Raw genomic sequence first — 16,385 nt, forward strand, 5'->3', positions numbered from 1 at the left:
GGTTTTTGCGTATGGGGGAATGCCCGAAAACATGGACCTGCCGGGCGGGGTATGATTCTATGGCCACGGATAGCGGTCCGCAGAAAGGAATCATACCGTGAGGCAGCGCAGACTGAACGAGGAGGAACAGGCCCTGTGGGCGGCCTTCGCGCATGGGATCGCGCCATTGCGGACCGCCCGGCAGGCAAAACCCGTGGCCCTGCCACCTGAACCACCAGCCATTCCCCCCAGTGTCCCGGCAAAACCCGGCATGAGCCGCGCCGCCATCATGCAACGGCTGACAGCGGGTGGCGTGCATGCGGTGCATGGCACTGCCAGTCACAGCCTGACCGTGCAGAAAGGAAAGGGCGGGGCATTTGAAATTGGCGTGCGCAGGCCGGGGCTGGATGATACAAGCTGGCGCGGGCTGGTCAGTGGAAAGCTGCGCCCGGCCCGCAGGCTGGACCTGCATGGGCAGGTGGCGCAGACGGCGTTTCACCGCCTGCATGGCTTCCTGATTCAGGCGCATGCGGACAATGTGCGCTGTGTCGAGATCATAACCGGTCTGGGCAGCGGCCATAATGGCGGCATCCTGCGCCGTGAACTGCCGTTCTGGCTGGGGCGTGGCGACCTGGGACGGCTGATCCTTGCGGTCGTGCACCCGCATGCCGCCAATCAGGGCGCGGTGCGCGTGCTGCTGCGCCGGTCGGTGCGTGGCAACGGTTTGTGAAAGATCGTTTGAAACAGCTTGCTGGATAAAAAGTAAAGGTTTTTGGGTGTCGCCTTTTTTCAAAAAGGCGGCGTTCTCTCGAAGCTTTTTGAAAAAAGCTTCACCAAAAACTTTCTTATGATTGTCCGGTGTTCCCGGACTGACTTTATCAAACAGTCTCTAAAAAACGGCAGGTAACGTCAGCCCAGTCGCCATGTCGGCAGATGGACGGCCAGCCAGCGGCGTAGCGTCATGATGGCGGACGTATCCCCTGCCGCCAGCCGCAGTGTCTCCGTCGCATCGGTGCCGGTCAGCAGGACGCGGCCGGTATCCTGCGCCATGGTACGCACGGTGCTGTCACGTATGGCCTGTGCCGTGGCCGCGCGCCACCGGGCCAGTGTCGCGGGTTGGGTCAGCATGGGCAGCACCAGGGCGAGATCCACGCCGGCCGCCGCCGCCAGCGGCTTCCATGCGGCGTAAAGCAGGTCATGCAGGGCGGAATGTGCATCCTGCTGCAGGCGGCTTTGCATGCTCATGACCTGCTGGTCGGGCAGGGTGAGTGGCTCGGCCTGCGTGCCGAGGGTGAACAGGGCGGGAAAACCGGTATGTGCCAGACTGCTGACCAGTGCGGTGGTCTCGGGCGTGCCCAGCGGGTCGGTGATCTGTATGGTATCGACCTGGTTGGCGCGCAGGGCGTCTGCCGCGGCCTGTGGCGTGGCAAATCCGGTGACGGGAATGGGACGCAGCCCGAACAGGCTCATGGCCAGTATGGTGGGCAGTTCGATACCCGTCAGGGTCGATACGGCAATCCGTACGGGCCGGTCACGTATGAAACTGCCAAGGCTGTGGTGCAACTGCGCGCGCCCGATCACCACCGGCATCGTCGTGCTGATCAGCAGGGGCAGCCAGCGGCTGTAGTCAAAATGCACGCGCGGGTCACCGCACAGGGAGGCGACAAGCGCCGAACCGGGTGCGGCCAGCGCCATCATGCCATCGGACGCGAACTGGGAATCGAACAGGTTGGCCCCGGTCACCCCGTCCTGTCCCACGGTATCGCGCACCGGCAGGGGGGTGGGCAGGCCCAGCCCCTGCGCCAGCGCGCCGGGCAGGAGCGGCTTCCACCGGTCGGCCATGGCGCTCTGGTTTCCCGCCATAAGCAGCCCTGCCCCGCCTGCCATGCCCGCAGGCATGGGCAGGCGTTCACGCGGGAGTTCGGACGCAGTCCCCCGCCGCATTGGCGCTGCCATTGTCCCACCAGCCAGAAGAGCCAGCAGGGTCCGTCGGCCGATCATGACCGTGACCGCACGGGTGCGGTCCCGTCCATCCGCATGGCGCGGCAGGGGATCGGAACAGGTCGGGACGGGATGCGTGAGGCAGGCATGGGCCTATTCTTATGGCCAGTGGACTTCCGGGGGAAGACTCATGAGGATGGCTTCGGTGTTTCCGCCGGTTTTCAGGCCGAAAATGGTGCCGCGGTCATGCAGCAGGTTGAACTCCACATACCGCCCGCGGCGGACAAGCTGTGCCTTGCGCTGGGCCTCGGTCCACGGTTCCATCATGCGGCTGCGCACGATGTCGGGATAGGTTTCCAGAAAACCCAGCCCCACATCGCGCGTGAAGGCGAAGTCGGCATCAATGTCGCCGGTATCGAGCCGGTCATAGAAAATCCCACCCAGACCGCGCGCTTCATCACGGTGGGGCAGGTAGAAATACCGGTCGCACCATTCCTTGAAGCGTGGGTAATATTCCGGGTCATGCTTTTCGCATGCCAGGCGGAAACCGTCATGGAAACGGCCGGCGTCACTCATGGCCTCGGCGCTTTCGGGGAACATGGGCGTAATGTCGCCGCCGCCGCCAAACCATCCCTGCGTCGTGACGATCATGCGGGTATTGAAATGGGCGGCGGGCACCAGCGGGCTGCACATATGGGCGACAAGGCTTATGCCCGTGGCAAAGAAACGCGGGTCTTCCGCAGCGCCGGGAATCGAGTCGCGAAAGCCGGGACTGAATTCCCCGCTGACGGTGGAAACGTTGACCCCCACCTTTTCAAACACGCGCCCGCGCATGAGGCTGATCACCCCGCCGCCGCCGGGCGTGCCGTCATCATTCGTGCGGTTCCATGGCGTGCGTTCGAAACGGCCGGGCGCATCCTTGCCCGGCAGGGTCGGGCTGCCCTGTGCCACGGCGTCGTCCTCGATCTTTTCGAAGGCGTTACATATCCGGTCACGCAGGTTTTCAAACCAGGCCCGGGCCGTGTCCTTCAGTCCATCGTGGGCAACTGGGGTGCGGGATGTTGTCATGGTTGTATCGTTCTGCCCGTTCTGGTCATTCGCAATGGGTATTACGGGTGCCCGTTTGTTCCGCTTATTGCAAGACGGGCGATTGCAAGACCCGTTACGCAACCGCTAGGAAGGGGACACACTTTTGGCGGGAACGCAAAAAGGAACACGTAATTGCGGCGGGAACGTAGCGGACATGCATGAACGGGGTCATCAGCAGGGCAATGCGCCATCTGCGCGTAATTTGTTGCGACGTGGCATGCTGCTGGCCTGCCTTGTCATCCCGGCATCCATGGCAGGTGGCGGGGCAATGGCGCAGGCGCATGACTATCGTGAACCGCCCCGGCAGGACTGGAGCTTCGCCGGGCCGCTGGGCCATTTCGACATGGCGTCGGTCCAGCGCGGCTATACCGTTTACGCGCAGGTCTGTTCCGCCTGTCATGGCATGAAATCGGTCACCTATGGCGATCTTGCGGGATTGGGCCTGAAGGATGCGGACATCAACGCCATAGCGGGCGCGCACCGCGTCCCGGCGGGGGTGGACGCCAGTGGCCACCCGGTCACGCGGCCGGCCAACATGGATGACCACCTGCTGTCGCCCTATCCCGACGCGCATACGGCCGCCGCGGCCAATCACGGCGTCGCCCCGCCGGACCAGTCACGGCTGGCGGTGGTGCATCCCGGCGGCGTGGACCGGATCTATGCCTTCCTGACCGGTTACGGACAGACGCCGCCACCCGGCACGGTCGTGCCGCCGGGACTGTTCTACAACCCCTATGCCGCGAACGGGCAGATCGCCATGCCGCCGCCGCTGTATGATGGCGCGATCACCTATCCCGACGGGACGCCCGCAACCGTGGCGCAGCAGGCGCGTGATGTCACCACCTTCCTGGCATGGGCGGCCAGTCCGCATCTGGTGGAACGCCACCGTACGGGTGTCGGGGCTGCCGTGTTCCTGCTGATCCTGCTTATTCTTTCCATCTGCCTGAAACGGAGAACGTGGTCCAATGTCCACTAAGCCTGTCACCGAAGAACAGATCGAGCCGGTCATCGGCCTGATCGGCGGTTCCGGCCTGTATGATATCGAAGGTCTTGAAGACAAGGAATGGCGCACGGTCGAAACCCCGTGGGGCAAGCCGTCCGACCAGCTGCTGTTCGGCAGGCTTGATGGCGTGCGCTGCGTGTTCCTGCCGCGTCATGGCCGGGGCCATCCGCTACCGCCCTCGCGCCTGAACTACCGCGCCAACATCGACGCGCTGAAGCGTTCGGGCGTGACCGATATCGTGTCGCTTTCGGCTGTCGGTTCACTGAAGGAAGAACTGCCGCCGGGCCATTTCGTGGTGATCGACCAGTTCATCGACCGTTCGTTTGCGCGTGAAAAGAGCTTTTTCGACACCGGCTGCGTGGCCCATGTCGGCATGGCCGACCCGCTGTGCCCGCGTATTGGCGACGTCCTGGAAGGTCAGTGCCGGGAACTGGGGCTGGATGTGACCCGTGGCGGCACGTATCTGGTCATGGAGGGGCCGCAGTTTTCCACCCGCGCCGAAAGCAACCTGTACCGTTCATGGGACTGTTCCGTGGTGGGCATGACCAACATGCCTGAAGCCAAGCTCGCCCGCGAAGCCGAGATCTGTTACGCCACCGTCGCCATGGTCACGGATTACGATTGCTGGCACGACGATCATGACAGCGTGACGGTGGATGCCGTGGTCAAGGTCATGCAGGAAAACGCCAGCCGTGCCCGCGCCCTTGTCCGTTCGGTCATCCCGAAGCTGGGTGCGAAGCGTGGCCCCTGTTACGCGGGATGTGACCGCGCGCTTGAACACGCCATCATCACGGCACCCGACAAACGCGACCCGGCCCTGCTGAAGAAGCTGGAAGCTGTTGCAGGCCGCGTGCTGAACCGGGTCTGACCTGAAAAAGTAATAAAAGCCTTCGGGTGCCGCCTTTTTCCAAAAAGCTTCACCAGAAACGCTTATCTTTTGAAAAAGCGCCCATGCCGGAAGGCATGGGCGTTTTTTTATGCGGGCTGTATTACAGCCAGTGTTCAAAAAAGCTCAGCGTGCGCTGCATGGCCAGCGTGGCGGCTGCTTCATTATAGGAAGGGCGATCGGTGCAGCCGAAGCCGTGATCGGCCCCTTCATACGTGAAAATCTCGATATCTTCATGTGCGGCACGGATGGCGTCTACCTCATCGGCGGGGATATGCGCGTCGTCCGCGCCGAAATGCAGTTGTACGGGGCAGTTGGGTACCTGGTTGCGGGTCTGGGCAATGCTGCCGCCATACCATGCCACCGCCGCCGCGAACGCTTTGGTATGGCACGCCGCCTCCCATGCCAGCTTCCCGCCCCAGCAGAAGCCGACAATCCCCTTCTTTTCCGTTGGTAGCATCTCCGCCGCCGCGACAAGGTCCTTCAGCGTATCGGCCTGTGCAATCTCGCTGCGCAGTTTCAGGCCTTCGTGCATCCCGGCATCGTCATAGGGCAGGATGGCGTCGCGCTTCACACGGTCAAACAGGGCCGGCGCAATCGCCTGATAGCCTTCTGCCGCAAGGGAATCGCATACGGCGCGGATATAGGGCGTGATCCCGAATATTTCCTGCACCACCACAACGCAGCGCGCGGCATCCGGCCGGCCAGCCCGGTAGGCGGAAAACGTGTGTTCGTCCGCCGCTGTAACGGTGATGACTGCGCCCATGCCTTTAACTCCATTCGTTCCTTCGTTGCCCGCCACACAATGATGCCGTGCCCTTCCGCGTCAATATGAAACCCGCGTGATGAGGCGGTTTATGAGAATTTTTCCCTGTTGTCCCGGTCTGGAACGGGGCAGGCGCCGGTGTTCTGGCAGTGCCCCGAACGGCTGCCGGGAATCGGTGCGCGCATTCATCATGCGCTGGGGTGACGGCTGGGCTTCCACTTTTGACGGGGTCGGATTGTTTCTTTTAACTGTCTGATATTAAACAACAAAGTTTCGATGTCCCGCTTTGTTGTCTTCGGGGTGCGAATTATGCGCACCTGGTCCCGTCCCGCTTCTTGACACCTGTTGGGGGGCTTCCTATCTGGTTCTTAGCACTTTCATGAGGGGAGTGCTAACGCGATGCGGCCTGGCGCGCGCGCCAACCGGTGGCGTTGCTTGATTCAAGGGCGTTACCTTTTAAGAGATTTGGAGCGATCCATGACGAAATTTCGTCCCCTGCATGACCGTGTGGTCGTCCGTCGCCTCAAGAGCGAGGAAAAAACGGCAGGTGGTATCATCATCCCTGAGACCGCCAAGGAAAAGCCGATGGAAGGCGAGGTGATCTCGGTGGGCGCAGGTGCCCGTAACGAACAGGGGCAGATTGTTCCCCTCGACGTGAAGGCGGGTGACCGCGTCCTGTTCGGCAAGTGGTCGGGCACGGAAGTGACGATCGACGGTGAAGAACTGCTGATCATGAAGGAAAGCGACATCATGGGCGTGGTCGCCTGACCCACCCGGCGCTTTCCTGACCGAGTAACCTTTTAAACTTTCCATATCGGAGAAGAAGAAAATGGCAGCCAAGGACGTAAAGTTCGGCGGTGAAGCCCGCCAGCGCATGCTGCGTGGCGTGGACATTCTTGCAGACGCGGTAAAGGTGACGCTGGGCCCGAAGGGTCGCAACGTTGTCCTGGACAAGAGCTTCGGCGCACCGCGCATCACGAAGGACGGTGTCTCCGTCGCCAAGGAAATCGAACTGGCCGACAAGTTCGAGAACATGGGCGCGCAGATGGTCCGTGAGGTCGCATCCAAGACCAACGACATCGCAGGCGACGGCACCACCACGGCGACCGTGCTGGCGCAGGCCATCGTGCGTGAAGGTGCCAAGGCTGTTGCCGCCGGCATGAACCCGATGGACCTCAAGCGCGGCATCGACAAGGCCGTTGGCGTTGTCGTTGAAGAGCTGAAGAAGAACGCGAAGAAGATCACGACCCCGGCCGAGACGGCACAGGTCGGCACGATTTCCGCCAATGGCGAAAAGGAAATCGGCGAGATGATCTCGCAGGCCATGCAGAAGGTCGGCTCCGAAGGCGTCATCACGGTGGAAGAGGCCAAGGGCCTGCACACCGAGCTGGACGTGGTCGAGGGCATGCAGTTCGACCGTGGCTACATCTCCCCGTATTTCGTAACGAATGCGGAAAAGATGACCGTCGATCTGGACAGCCCCTACATCCTGATCCACGAAAAGAAGCTGTCCTCGCTGCAGCCGATCCTGCCGCTGCTTGAAGCGGTCGTGCAGTCCGGCCGTCCGCTGCTGATCATTGCGGAAGATGTTGATGGCGAAGCGCTGGCGACCCTGGTGGTCAACAAGCTGCGTGGTGGCCTGAAGATCGCCGCCGTCAAGGCGCCGGGCTTCGGTGACCGTCGCAAGGCCATGCTGGAAGACATCGCGATCCTGACCGGTGGCCAGGTCATCAGCGAAGACCTCGGCATCAAGCTGGAAAGCGTTACGCTGGACATGCTGGGCACCGCGAAGAAGGTGCACATCGACAAGGAAAACACCACCATTGTCGAAGGCGCTGGCAACACGGACGGCATCAAGGGCCGTTGCAGCCAGATCCGCGCGCAGATCGAGGAAACCACCTCCGACTACGACCGTGAAAAGCTGCAGGAACGCCTGGCGAAGCTGGCAGGCGGCGTTGCCGTGATCCGCGTCGGTGGCTCCACCGAGATCGAGGTGAAGGAACGCAAGGACCGCGTTGACGACGCCCTGCACGCGACCCGCGCGGCGGTTGAGGAAGGCATCGTCCCCGGTGGTGGCACGGCACTGGCCCGCGCATCGACCAAGCTGGGTGGCCTGCACTTCCATAACGACGACCAGCGCGTCGGTGCGGACATCATCCGCAAGGCCCTGCAGGCTCCGCTGCGCCAGATCGCCCACAATGCGGGTGAAGATGGTGCGGTCATCGCCGGCAAGGTTCTGGAAAACGACACCTACACCTATGGTTTCGATGCCCAGATCGGCGACTACAAGGACCTGGTGGAAGCCGGCATCATCGATCCGATGAAGGTTGTCCGCACGGCGCTGCAGGATGCGGCATCGGTTGCCGGCCTGCTGATCACCACCGAAGCGATGGTGGCCGAGCGTCCGGAAAAGAAGGCCCCCGCAATGCCGGAAGGTGGCATGGGTGGTATGGGCGGCATGGGCGGCATGGATTTCTGATCCGGCCGGGCATGTCATGGTCCCCGCGCATGCGGGGGCCAGCGCCACGAAAAAAGGGGGAAGGGCCAGTGGTCCTTCCCCCTTTTTTTCGTACACATGGCTGGGATGTGCGCACCGGGCATGTCAGGATGATTTGACACGGGCGGTCATTTCATGCTGCCCCTAGTGAGCACGAACGACGTGAAAGTGGCAGGGTGTTTTCCGGATGCCCCGTTTTTTTCATGGCCGTAAAGGCACGCGCCCGGATTGCCGGTATTAGGACCGGCAAGGATGGCGCTGGAGAAGAGACTGGCTATGGCTACCGGAAAAGTAAAATGGTTCAACGCAACCAAGGGTTTTGGCTTCATCATGCCTGATGATGGCGGCAAGGACGTGTTTGTGCACATCACCGCGGTGCAGGCCGCCGGCCTGCGTGGCCTGAACGAGGATCAGGCTGTCAGCTACGACATCGCCATGGAACGTGGCAAGGCCGCCGCGACCAACCTCAAGGCGCTCTGACGCCCTGCCCCCCGTAGCGGGGCGGCCCAGGGGGGAGTCATGATCAGGAAAGCTGGTCCACGGATGTATCCTGCGCCTGCAGGAAGGCCGTGATCTCCCTTGCCGCGGCACTCAGGCCAAGGCGGCGGACCGCCACCCCTTCGGGGAAGGCGGACAGAAGGCGTGACGGGGTGCGCCTGTCCAGCAGGACAAATACACCCCTGTCCTGTCGGCTGCGGATCAGGCGCCCGAACGCCTGGCGCAGGCGCAGGCGGGCGATCCTGTCGTCATAGCGCCCCGGTGCGCCACCAGACAGGTGAATGCGCCGTTCACGGTGCAGGATATCGGGACGCGGCCACGGCACGCGCTCGAACGCCACCAGGCGCAGGGCATCGCCCGGCACATCCACCCCATCACGCATTGCATCCGTGCCCAGCAGGCAGGCATTGCGCTCGCTGCGCAGGATGTCGACCAGTGTGGCGTTGTCCATCGGGTCCACATGCTGGGCAAACAGTGGCAGGCCCGCGGCCTCCAGCGGGGTTACGATGCGGCGATAGACTTCGCGCAGCCGCGATATGGCGGTAAACAGCCCCAGCGCGCCCCCGTTCGATGCCATGAACAGCGTGCGGTAGGCCCCTGCCAGCGCCGCCGGGTCATCATGCGCCACATCGGTGATGATGAAGGCGCGACTCTGTTTCGCGTAATCAAACGGGCTTGGAAAAGACGACCGGATTGCGGGGGACGGCAGGTGGATCGCGCCCGAACGGGCTTCGGCTGCGTCCCATGCGCGCTCGGCGCTGTCATTTGCCGTATCTTCCCCTGTTTCATCGCGCAATGTGGCTGATGTGACCAGCACGCCATGGGCAGGCGCCGCCAGCACGCTGGCAAACGGAATGGTCGGGTCCAGCCAGTGGCGGTACAGGCCCACATCCCGCTCGCCAGGGTTCTGGCCTTCGCGCCGGTCCATGCGGATATAGTCGATATATTGCGGCGTCTCGCCTTCTGGCGGCGGCGCGCCTGCCTGCATGGTGCCCAGCATGGCGCACCACCCATCCACGCGCGACAGCGCCCGCCTGCGGATCGAGCGGATGGCGGCGGCAATCCGTTCACGCATGGGGGTGTCCAGCCAGTCCGCTTCGGTCTCCAGCGCTTCATCCAGCCGGGCGATCAGGGTACGCAGCGGTTCGGCCAGCCGTCGCAGGGCGCGTTCCAGCCCCTGTGCTGCCCCATGCAGGGATTCGGGCATGGGGTGCAGGTCGCATTCGCTGTCGCTGCGGCGACCGCCCCCTTCGGGGCTGCCATGCGTGCGGGCCAGCACCTGCTGGCGCAGTTCATGCAGCAGGACTTCCGACGGGTTGGACAGAGCGGGTTCATCCGCTTCCACCGGCGCATCGGCAGGGGCTGCCGTCCTGTTGCCGGGGTCGAGGGCGGCAAGGCGGGCGGACCATCCCGGCGCGGGCAGGGCGCGGGCGGCCATCAGCGCCGTATCCAGCGGTGTCTCGATACGGGGAATATGCACCAGCAGGTCTTCCAGCCTGCGCCGCAATCCGCGCGCGCGCGACCGTGCGCCTTCCGCCCCCAGCAGCCACCGCCGCAGTTCAGCCGCCTCCAGCCCCGACAGTTCCAGGGCGAAGGCGCTGTCGGCGGCATCGGCGATATGGTGGCCCTCATCCATGATGTAGCGGGTGGGGGTGTTGTCCTCGTTATTGGTGTCCGTTCCGTCCATGGCGTGCCATGCCGCCTGTGACATGACCAGCGCATGGTTGGCGATCACCAGATCCGCCGTGCGGGCGCGGCGGATGGAATGTTCGACCATGCACTGCTGGTAATGCGGGCACGCACCGTGGATGCATTCGCCACGCCGGTCGGCAATGCTGCTCAGCAGGCCGCGGCCGAACAGGTCGGCAAACCATCCGGGCAGATCACCGCCAAACAGGTCGCCATCACGCGTATGCGCCGCCCACAGCGCCACAAGCGCCGGTCCGATGAAGGACGCGTTTCCCGCCTGCCCACGCGACAGCGCGATATTCACGCTTTCTTCCATGTTCAGCAGGCACAGGTAGTTCTCCCGTCCCTTGCGCACCACCACATGGCTGCGCCGGATGTCCGGGTCGGGATAGACGCGGGCCAGTTCCGATTCGATCTGGCGCTGCAGGTGGCGGGTATAGGTGCTGACCCATACGGCCCCGCCATTGCGCTGCGCCCAGATGGTGGCGGGGGCGACATAGCCAAGGGTCTTGCCCGTGCCCGTGCCTGCTTCCGCCAGTACCATGTGCGGGTCGCCCTGTGTCGTGCGCGGGGCGAAGGCGCGGGCGGCAACGTGGCTGAAGGCTTCCTGTGCCGGGCGGTGCTCCGCCCCTTCGCCAAGGATGGTGCGCAGGTGGGCGCGCGCTTCCTCCCCCGTGACCGGATGGGCTGCGGGGGCGGGCCGGGGTGCGGTTTCTTCCCATTTGGGCAGGCGGGTCCAGACCTTCAGCGCCTCGTTGGGCTGGATCATGCCCGCCGGCAGCCCGCCTGTGGGCGGCAGTCCCAGTGCGGCGCAGACCGATGGTCCCCATGCCCACCCGGCGCGGCGCATGCCCCATGCCAGCGCGGCCTTTATGCTGCCTTCGGGTGTATTGCGGCTTGCCGCGATCTGGCGCAGCAGTTCAAACACCAGATCAGGCAGCAGGTCGGCTTCCGGCGCGTCCAGCCTGCTTTCGGCAATGCCAAGTGCCGTTCCCAGGCCGCGTGCGGTGGGTGGCGCGCTGTGGGCGGGCAGGGTGAAGGCGAACAGTTCCAGCAGGTCCAGCCATGGACTGGGGCGTGGCGGTGGCGGCAGGTCCAGCCTGCGCGCGGTCGCGGGCGCATGGATGACCATGGGGGCTGGCCACTGGGGCAGTTCGCGCCGTATGTCGTCGGCCGACATGGACAGGATTTCCCCGTCCGGGGTCAGCACCGACCATGCGCCGTGCCGGGGAATGAGCGCCGGCGCACTGTCCGGCAGGGGCGGGGTGTCTGGCATGTCGGTAAATGATATAGGGTACGGGCGGACGAATGTCGCCCGTCGTGTGTCATGTCATTATTATTGCTGTACCCCCGGGTGTGGAATAGGATAGATTGACCCGCGCCCTTCCTGTCCATAGCTTGCCGGTCCATGTCAGAACAGCATCGTCCCCTTATTTCGCCCCTCCCCAAATCCTGGCCGTTTGAGGAGGCCGCCAAACTGTCCACGCATGTTGGCGCGCGTGATGTCACGGCCGGGCGGCCCGTCCTGCTGGAAACCGGCTATGGCCCGTCGGGGCTGCCCCATATCGGCACGTTTGGCGAGGTCGCGCGCACATCCTGGGTGCGTCAGGCGTTCACGAAGCTGACTGGCCTGCCCACGCGCCTGCTGGCGTTTTCCGATGACATGGACGCCCTGCGCAAGGTGCCGGACAACGTTCCCAATCAGGATATGCTGCGCCAGTATATTGGCAAGCCGCTGTCGCGCGTGCCTGATCCCTTTGGCACGCATGAATCCTTTGCCGCGCACAACAATGCCCGCCTGCGCTCCTTCCTTGACGGGTTCGGGTTTGAATACGAATTCGCATCCTCCACGCAGTATTACGAAGGCGGCCGTTTTGATGCGGCCCTGAAGCGCGTGCTGGAGGTGCATGACAAGATTGTTGCCGTGATCGCCCCCACGCTGGGTGAGGAACGCCGCGCCACCTATTCCCCCGTCCTGCCCATCCACCCGCGCACCGGTCAGGTCATGCAGGTGAAGATGGACGCCATTGACCCCGTGGCGGGCACGGTGCGCTGGACTGATGAAGACGGTGAGACGTTCGAGACCCCGGTTACCGGTGGCCATGCCAAGATGCAGTGGAAAGCGGACTGGGCCATGCGCTGGTATGCGCTGGGTGTTGACTACGAAATGTCGGGCAAGGACCTGATCGACAGCGTGCGCCTGTCGGGCAGGATCTGCCGTATCCTGGGCGGCCAGCCGCCTGCGGGCCTGACATACGAACTGTTCCTTGACCAGAACGGGCAGAAGATTTCCAAGTCCAAGGGCAACGGGATTTCGGTCGAGGAATGGCTGCGCTACGCCCCGGCGGAAAGCCTCGGGCAGTACATGTTCAATGCGCCACAGCGCGCCAAGCGCCTGTTCTTTGACGTGATCCCGAAGGCGACGGACGAATATCTGGCCCATGTGGCCAAGGCAAAGACGCTGGCGGCGGAAGATCCCGCCCTGCTGACCAACCCGGCATGGTTCATCCACAAGGGGGAAATCCCGGCGGATGCAGGCAGCCCGGTCACGTTTGGCATGCTGCTCAACCTCGCCTCCGTCGCCAATGCCGAGACGCCGGACGTGCTGTGGAAGTTCATCCAGCGTTATGATGCGAAGGCCACCCCCGAAAGCTGCCCCATGCTGGCGCGGCTGGTGGATCATGCCATCGTCTATTACGCCGACTTTGTCCGCCCGACGAAGCACTACCGTGCGCCCGACGCGCATGAACGCACGGCGCTGGCGGCCCTGGCCGAAGCCCTGCGCGGGCTGGAAGGGGAGGATGTGTCCCCCGATACCTGCCAGAACCTTGTGTTCGAGATCGGCAAGACCCACGGTTTCGAACCGCTGCGGGCGTGGTTCGGCTGTCTGTATGAAGTGCTGCTGGGGCAGAAAGAGGGGCCGCGTTTCGGGATTTTCGTGGCGCTGTACGGGATTGCGGAAACCGTGGCCCTGATCGAGGCGGCGTTGACCCGTGGCGAAGGGACCGTGGCCTAAGGGCCAGCCCATGTCCGACCGTTCGTTGCACGATCCCCCCCCGCCACAGGCCGGGGACGACAATGCGACCGGGGGAAGCGTGCCGCCACCGCCAAGGCATCCGTTGCTGCGGCACCTGCCGCATGTGCTGGGCCTGCTGCTGCTGGTCGGCGCCGTGGTGGTGGTGCAGCGCGAGGTGCGCCACCTGCACTGGCGCGATATCAGCCACGCGCTGGCCGCCATCCCGGTGGGTACATTATGGGCCGGGGCAGGGTTTACGCTGCTGTCCTACCTTGTCCTGTCCTTCTATGACTGGCTTGCAGTGCGGCAGGTGGGCTGCCCGCTTGGGTTCAGGCGCACGGCGTTTGCCGCGTTCTGTTCCTATGTGCTGTCGCATAACCTTGGCTTTTCCGCCATTTCCGGTGCGGCGGTCCGTTTCAGGCTATATGGCAACTGGGGGCTGAAGCCGTTCCAGATCGCGCAGATCATCGCCTTCTGCTCGGCCACCTACCTGCTGGGGGCGGCGGTGCTGATTGGCAGTGTGCTGGTGCTGGAGCCCGGTACGGTGCCCTTTGTGGGTCATATGCTGCCCGGCTTCCTCATGCGGCTGGTGGGGATCGTGCTGTGGGGCGGGGTCATCGCCTATGTCGTCATGGGCCGTTATGTGAACGAAATCCGGCTGTGGCGGTGGCAGATCACCTTTCCCTCCTCGGGCATGGCGATCATGCAGACGCTTGTCGCAACGCTGGAGGTCGCGGCCACCGCGGCCATTGCCTATACCTTCCTGCCGGTGGCGCCCGGTCTGGATTACGGCACGTTCCTTGCCATCTATATTGCGTCCTACACGGCGGGCCTTGTGGCCAGTGTGCCCGGTGGCCTTGGTGTCTTTGATGGCGCGATGATGTTCGCGCTGGGGCCCTATGTGCCCGCGACCCGTATCGTGACGGCCATCCTTATTTTTCGCCTGTTCTATTACATCGTGCCGCTGTTCGTGGCGGGGATCATGTTCGCTGCCCACGAACTGTTCCTGCGCGGGGATGCCGCCCTGTCGCGCAAGGTGGGCGCGCGCAGCCCGGTGCGGGGACCGCGCATGGGGCGCCCCAGCCAGGTCATACGCGAAAGCGAGGCCGATTTTTCCGTGGCGGTGGCAACCGGCGCAGTCTCGCTGTGTGGCGGGCTGCTGCTGGCGCTGACCCTGCTGGACCCGGAAAACTGGCTGAATACGGGGCGCATGCAGCCCCTGTTCGCGACGGTGGGGGATTACCTGCTGTCACTGATCGGGGTGGTGCTGATCGGCCTTGGCATCGGTTTGTCGCAGCGTGTGACGCTGGCGTGGAAGGCCACGATGGTACTGCTGGCGGGGGCGTGCGGGCTGACGCTGCTGCGCGGATCGCCCATGGCGGTGCCGGGGCTGCTCATGCTGGTCTGCATTCTGATCGCGCCATTCCGCGGGTCGTATTACCGCCATGCCCGGATCATGAGCGAACCACTTTCTTCCAATACCATCGTGTCGCTGGTACTGCTGATCAGTTCCATCGTGATTCTGGTCATGGCGGGACCGCATGATTCCGCAGGTGGCAGCTGGTGGGAAATCATGCTGTTCGCCACGCGTCCCGGCATCGCGCAGTGGACGCTGGGGCTTGCGGTCATGCTGGCGCTGGTCACGATCGTGCGGCTGGTCCGGCCGGGTCGTATTCACGTCATGCCATGGAATGCCCAGACGCAGGCCCTGTATCACAGCTTTGATCATTCGCTGGATGGGCTGGGACAGATGACACCGGTGCCGGTGGGGCTGATACCGGGCGCGCGCAGGCGCGCCCTTCTGCCGTTTGTCCGGCTGGGGCCTTATCTGGTCGGGCTGGGTGACCCGGCAGGGAAGGCGGATGACTGCACATCCGCCATATGGTGGTTGCGTGACCTTGCGCTGCAGGAAGGGCGCCAGCCAGTTTTCTGGCATGTCGGGATCAGCCTGCTGCCGGTCTATAACGAGCTGGGCCTGACACCGTGGCCCCTGACGGAAGAGGGGCATCCAACCCATCCCGGCTACCTGTGTGCCGCGGCGGAGGACCTGACCATGGTCCGCAGCCTGATGCGTCCGTCATTCCATGTCCCATCCCAGACGGGGCAATAAGGGCATGTGGGGGCCGTGTGGCAGGAGGGGGCGGTCATGACCAGCCATGCGGGTTTATTACTGACCCATTTTTCCACCGTGGTGGGGCTGCCCAGCCTGTCCGGTGCCTTCCTCATGGCGTTTCCGGCGCTGTTTTCCATTGTCAATCCGCTGGGGGCCGCGCTGATTTTCGCGCAGGTCACGGCAGGACATGACCGGCGTACCTGCATGGCGCTGGCACGGCAGGTGGCGTTCTATTCCGCAATGCTCATGCTGGCCTCGATCTGGATCGGCGGGCTGGTTCTTTCATTTTTTGGCATCACCATCGATGCCCTGCGTATCGCGGGTGGGCTGGTTGTGGCGGTGCGGGCATGGTCCCTGCTGCAGGCCCCTGAAACGGAAGAGGCCCGCAAGCAGGCACAGGCCAGTCAGGGCAGTAATGCGCCGGCCAGCAGCAACATGATGGGGCAGGCATTCTTTCCCCTGACCATGCCCTTTACCGTGGGGCCTGGAACGATTGCGGTCGCCATTGCGCTGGGGTCGGAAGGGCCGCCGGGCGGGCACCACATTGTTTTCTATGGCGTGCTGTCGCTGGCCGCCATGCTGGTGGCCGCGATCGTATGGGCCGCTTATACCTATGCCGACCAGCTTCTGTGCCTGCTGGGCACGACCGGCACGCGGATTGTCTCGCGTCTTGCCGCACTGATCCTGCTGTCCATTGGCGTGCAGATCCTGATTACCGGCATACAGGGCGTGATCCTGTCCAGCGCGCGGGCCGTCCTGCTTATGGCTGGCTGAAGGCAGGGGATAACGGCGGGATGTCCGGCAGGTCATTACCCGCCAGTATGGCCCGCACGCAGGCCCGCAGCGCAGGCAGCACATCAGCGCCAAACCGGGGTGTGCGCCGTTCCCATGCCCCTGTGCGCCATGAT

The 16,385-nt window shown here is 63.8% G+C and carries 13 protein-coding genes and 1 pseudogene; 9 read left to right on the plus strand and 5 right to left on the minus strand.

Going from position 1 to position 16,385, the window contains the following annotated elements; genetic code table 11:
• Positions 1-97 precede the first annotated feature (97 nt).
• Positions 98-709: a Smr/MutS family protein gene (locus F1542_RS14865; protein WP_193733723.1), complete on the plus strand. Its 612-nt coding sequence runs from the start codon at positions 98-100 to the stop codon at positions 707-709.
• 179 nt (positions 710-888) lie between these two features.
• Here F1542_RS14865 and F1542_RS14870 read toward each other — a convergent pair whose 3' ends face one another.
• Positions 889-1,980: a hypothetical protein gene (locus tag F1542_RS14870; protein ID WP_193733724.1), complete on the minus strand. Its 1,092-nt coding sequence runs from the start codon at positions 1,978-1,980 to the stop codon at positions 889-891.
• Positions 1,981-2,079: 99 nt separating this feature from the next.
• Entirely contained in the window at positions 2,080-2,988 is a 909-nt protein-coding gene (hemF, locus tag F1542_RS14875) for an oxygen-dependent coproporphyrinogen oxidase (RefSeq protein ID WP_193733725.1), read from the minus strand.
• A 175-nt stretch (positions 2,989-3,163) separates the two neighbouring features.
• Here hemF and F1542_RS14880 point away from each other — a divergent pair, with 175 nt between their 5' ends.
• Entirely contained in the window at positions 3,164-3,985 is an 822-nt protein-coding gene (locus F1542_RS14880) for a cytochrome c1 (protein ID WP_193733726.1), read from the plus strand.
• Positions 3,975-4,880: an S-methyl-5'-thioadenosine phosphorylase gene (locus F1542_RS14885; RefSeq protein ID WP_193733727.1), complete on the plus strand. Its 906-nt coding sequence runs from the start codon at positions 3,975-3,977 to the stop codon at positions 4,878-4,880. The genes F1542_RS14880 and F1542_RS14885 overlap by 11 nt, the downstream gene beginning before the upstream one ends.
• A gap of 121 nt (positions 4,881-5,001) precedes the next feature.
• Here F1542_RS14885 and F1542_RS14890 read toward each other — a convergent pair whose 3' ends face one another.
• Entirely contained in the window at positions 5,002-5,664 is a 663-nt protein-coding gene (locus tag F1542_RS14890; RefSeq protein ID WP_193733728.1) for a dienelactone hydrolase family protein, read from the minus strand.
• Between the two features lie 477 nt (positions 5,665-6,141).
• Between F1542_RS14890 and groES the strand changes: the two genes are divergently transcribed.
• From groES to F1542_RS14905, 3 genes are all read left to right on the plus strand, one after another.
• Positions 6,142-6,432, plus strand: coding sequence for a co-chaperone GroES (gene groES / locus F1542_RS14895; protein WP_010507662.1), 291 nt, complete (start codon positions 6,142-6,144; stop codon positions 6,430-6,432).
• 61 nt (positions 6,433-6,493) lie between these two features.
• Positions 6,494-8,143, plus strand: coding sequence for a chaperonin GroEL (gene groL / locus F1542_RS14900; RefSeq protein ID WP_141262259.1), 1,650 nt, complete (start codon positions 6,494-6,496; stop codon positions 8,141-8,143).
• A gap of 294 nt (positions 8,144-8,437) precedes the next feature.
• Positions 8,438-8,641: a cold-shock protein gene (locus tag F1542_RS14905; protein WP_010507660.1), complete on the plus strand. Its 204-nt coding sequence runs from the start codon at positions 8,438-8,440 to the stop codon at positions 8,639-8,641.
• A 43-nt stretch (positions 8,642-8,684) separates the two neighbouring features.
• Here the strand turns inward: F1542_RS14905 and F1542_RS14910 are convergent, their stop codons facing one another.
• Positions 8,685-11,624, minus strand: a complete 2,940-nt coding sequence (locus tag F1542_RS14910; RefSeq protein ID WP_193733729.1) for an ATP-dependent DNA helicase — start codon at positions 11,622-11,624, stop codon at positions 8,685-8,687.
• Between the two features lie 132 nt (positions 11,625-11,756).
• On the opposite strand from F1542_RS14910, the gene F1542_RS14915 reads away from it, so the two are divergent.
• From F1542_RS14915 to F1542_RS14925, 3 genes are read left to right on the plus strand one after another with little or no spacing between them, the layout of a single operon-like run.
• Complete coding sequence (locus F1542_RS14915; protein WP_193733730.1) at positions 11,757-13,364, plus strand: lysine--tRNA ligase; 1,608 nt, start codon at positions 11,757-11,759, stop codon at positions 13,362-13,364.
• A gap of 10 nt (positions 13,365-13,374) precedes the next feature.
• Positions 13,375-15,474: a lysylphosphatidylglycerol synthase domain-containing protein gene (locus tag F1542_RS14920; protein WP_193733731.1), complete on the plus strand. Its 2,100-nt coding sequence runs from the start codon at positions 13,375-13,377 to the stop codon at positions 15,472-15,474.
• Positions 15,475-15,510: 36 nt separating this feature from the next.
• Positions 15,511-16,251, plus strand: a complete 741-nt coding sequence (locus tag F1542_RS14925) for a MarC family protein (RefSeq protein WP_193733732.1) — start codon at positions 15,511-15,513, stop codon at positions 16,249-16,251.
• Here the strand turns inward: F1542_RS14925 and F1542_RS14930 are convergent.
• Positions 16,238-16,385, minus strand: a pseudogene (locus F1542_RS14930) (uracil-DNA glycosylase family protein); the annotation flags it as partial. The gene F1542_RS14925 and the pseudogene F1542_RS14930 sit on opposite strands and share 14 nt — an antisense overlap.

Origin of the sequence: Komagataeibacter sp. FXV3 (assembly GCF_015155755.1) — a bacterium.
GTDB lineage: Bacteria > Pseudomonadota > Alphaproteobacteria > Acetobacterales > Acetobacteraceae > Komagataeibacter.

Coding starts and splice junctions, on each gene's coding strand:
- F1542_RS14870 (WP_193733724.1), bottom strand. CDS start 1,980: ATGATCGGCCGACGGACCCTGCTGGCTCTTCTGGCTGGTGGGACAATG.
- hemF (WP_193733725.1), bottom strand. CDS start 2,988: ATGACAACATCCCGCACCCCAGTTGCCCACGATGGACTGAAGGACACG.
- F1542_RS14880 (WP_193733726.1), top strand. CDS start 3,164: ATGCATGAACGGGGTCATCAGCAGGGCAATGCGCCATCTGCGCGTAAT.
- F1542_RS14885 (WP_193733727.1), top strand. CDS start 3,975: ATGTCCACTAAGCCTGTCACCGAAGAACAGATCGAGCCGGTCATCGGC.
- F1542_RS14890 (WP_193733728.1), bottom strand. CDS start 5,664: ATGGGCGCAGTCATCACCGTTACAGCGGCGGACGAACACACGTTTTCC.
- groES (WP_010507662.1), top strand. CDS start 6,142: ATGACGAAATTTCGTCCCCTGCATGACCGTGTGGTCGTCCGTCGCCTC.
- groL (WP_141262259.1), top strand. CDS start 6,494: ATGGCAGCCAAGGACGTAAAGTTCGGCGGTGAAGCCCGCCAGCGCATG.
- F1542_RS14905 (WP_010507660.1), top strand. CDS start 8,438: ATGGCTACCGGAAAAGTAAAATGGTTCAACGCAACCAAGGGTTTTGGC.
- F1542_RS14910 (WP_193733729.1), bottom strand. CDS start 11,624: ATGCCAGACACCCCGCCCCTGCCGGACAGTGCGCCGGCGCTCATTCCC.
- F1542_RS14915 (WP_193733730.1), top strand. CDS start 11,757: ATGTCAGAACAGCATCGTCCCCTTATTTCGCCCCTCCCCAAATCCTGG.
- F1542_RS14920 (WP_193733731.1), top strand. CDS start 13,375: ATGTCCGACCGTTCGTTGCACGATCCCCCCCCGCCACAGGCCGGGGAC.
- F1542_RS14925 (WP_193733732.1), top strand. CDS start 15,511: ATGACCAGCCATGCGGGTTTATTACTGACCCATTTTTCCACCGTGGTG.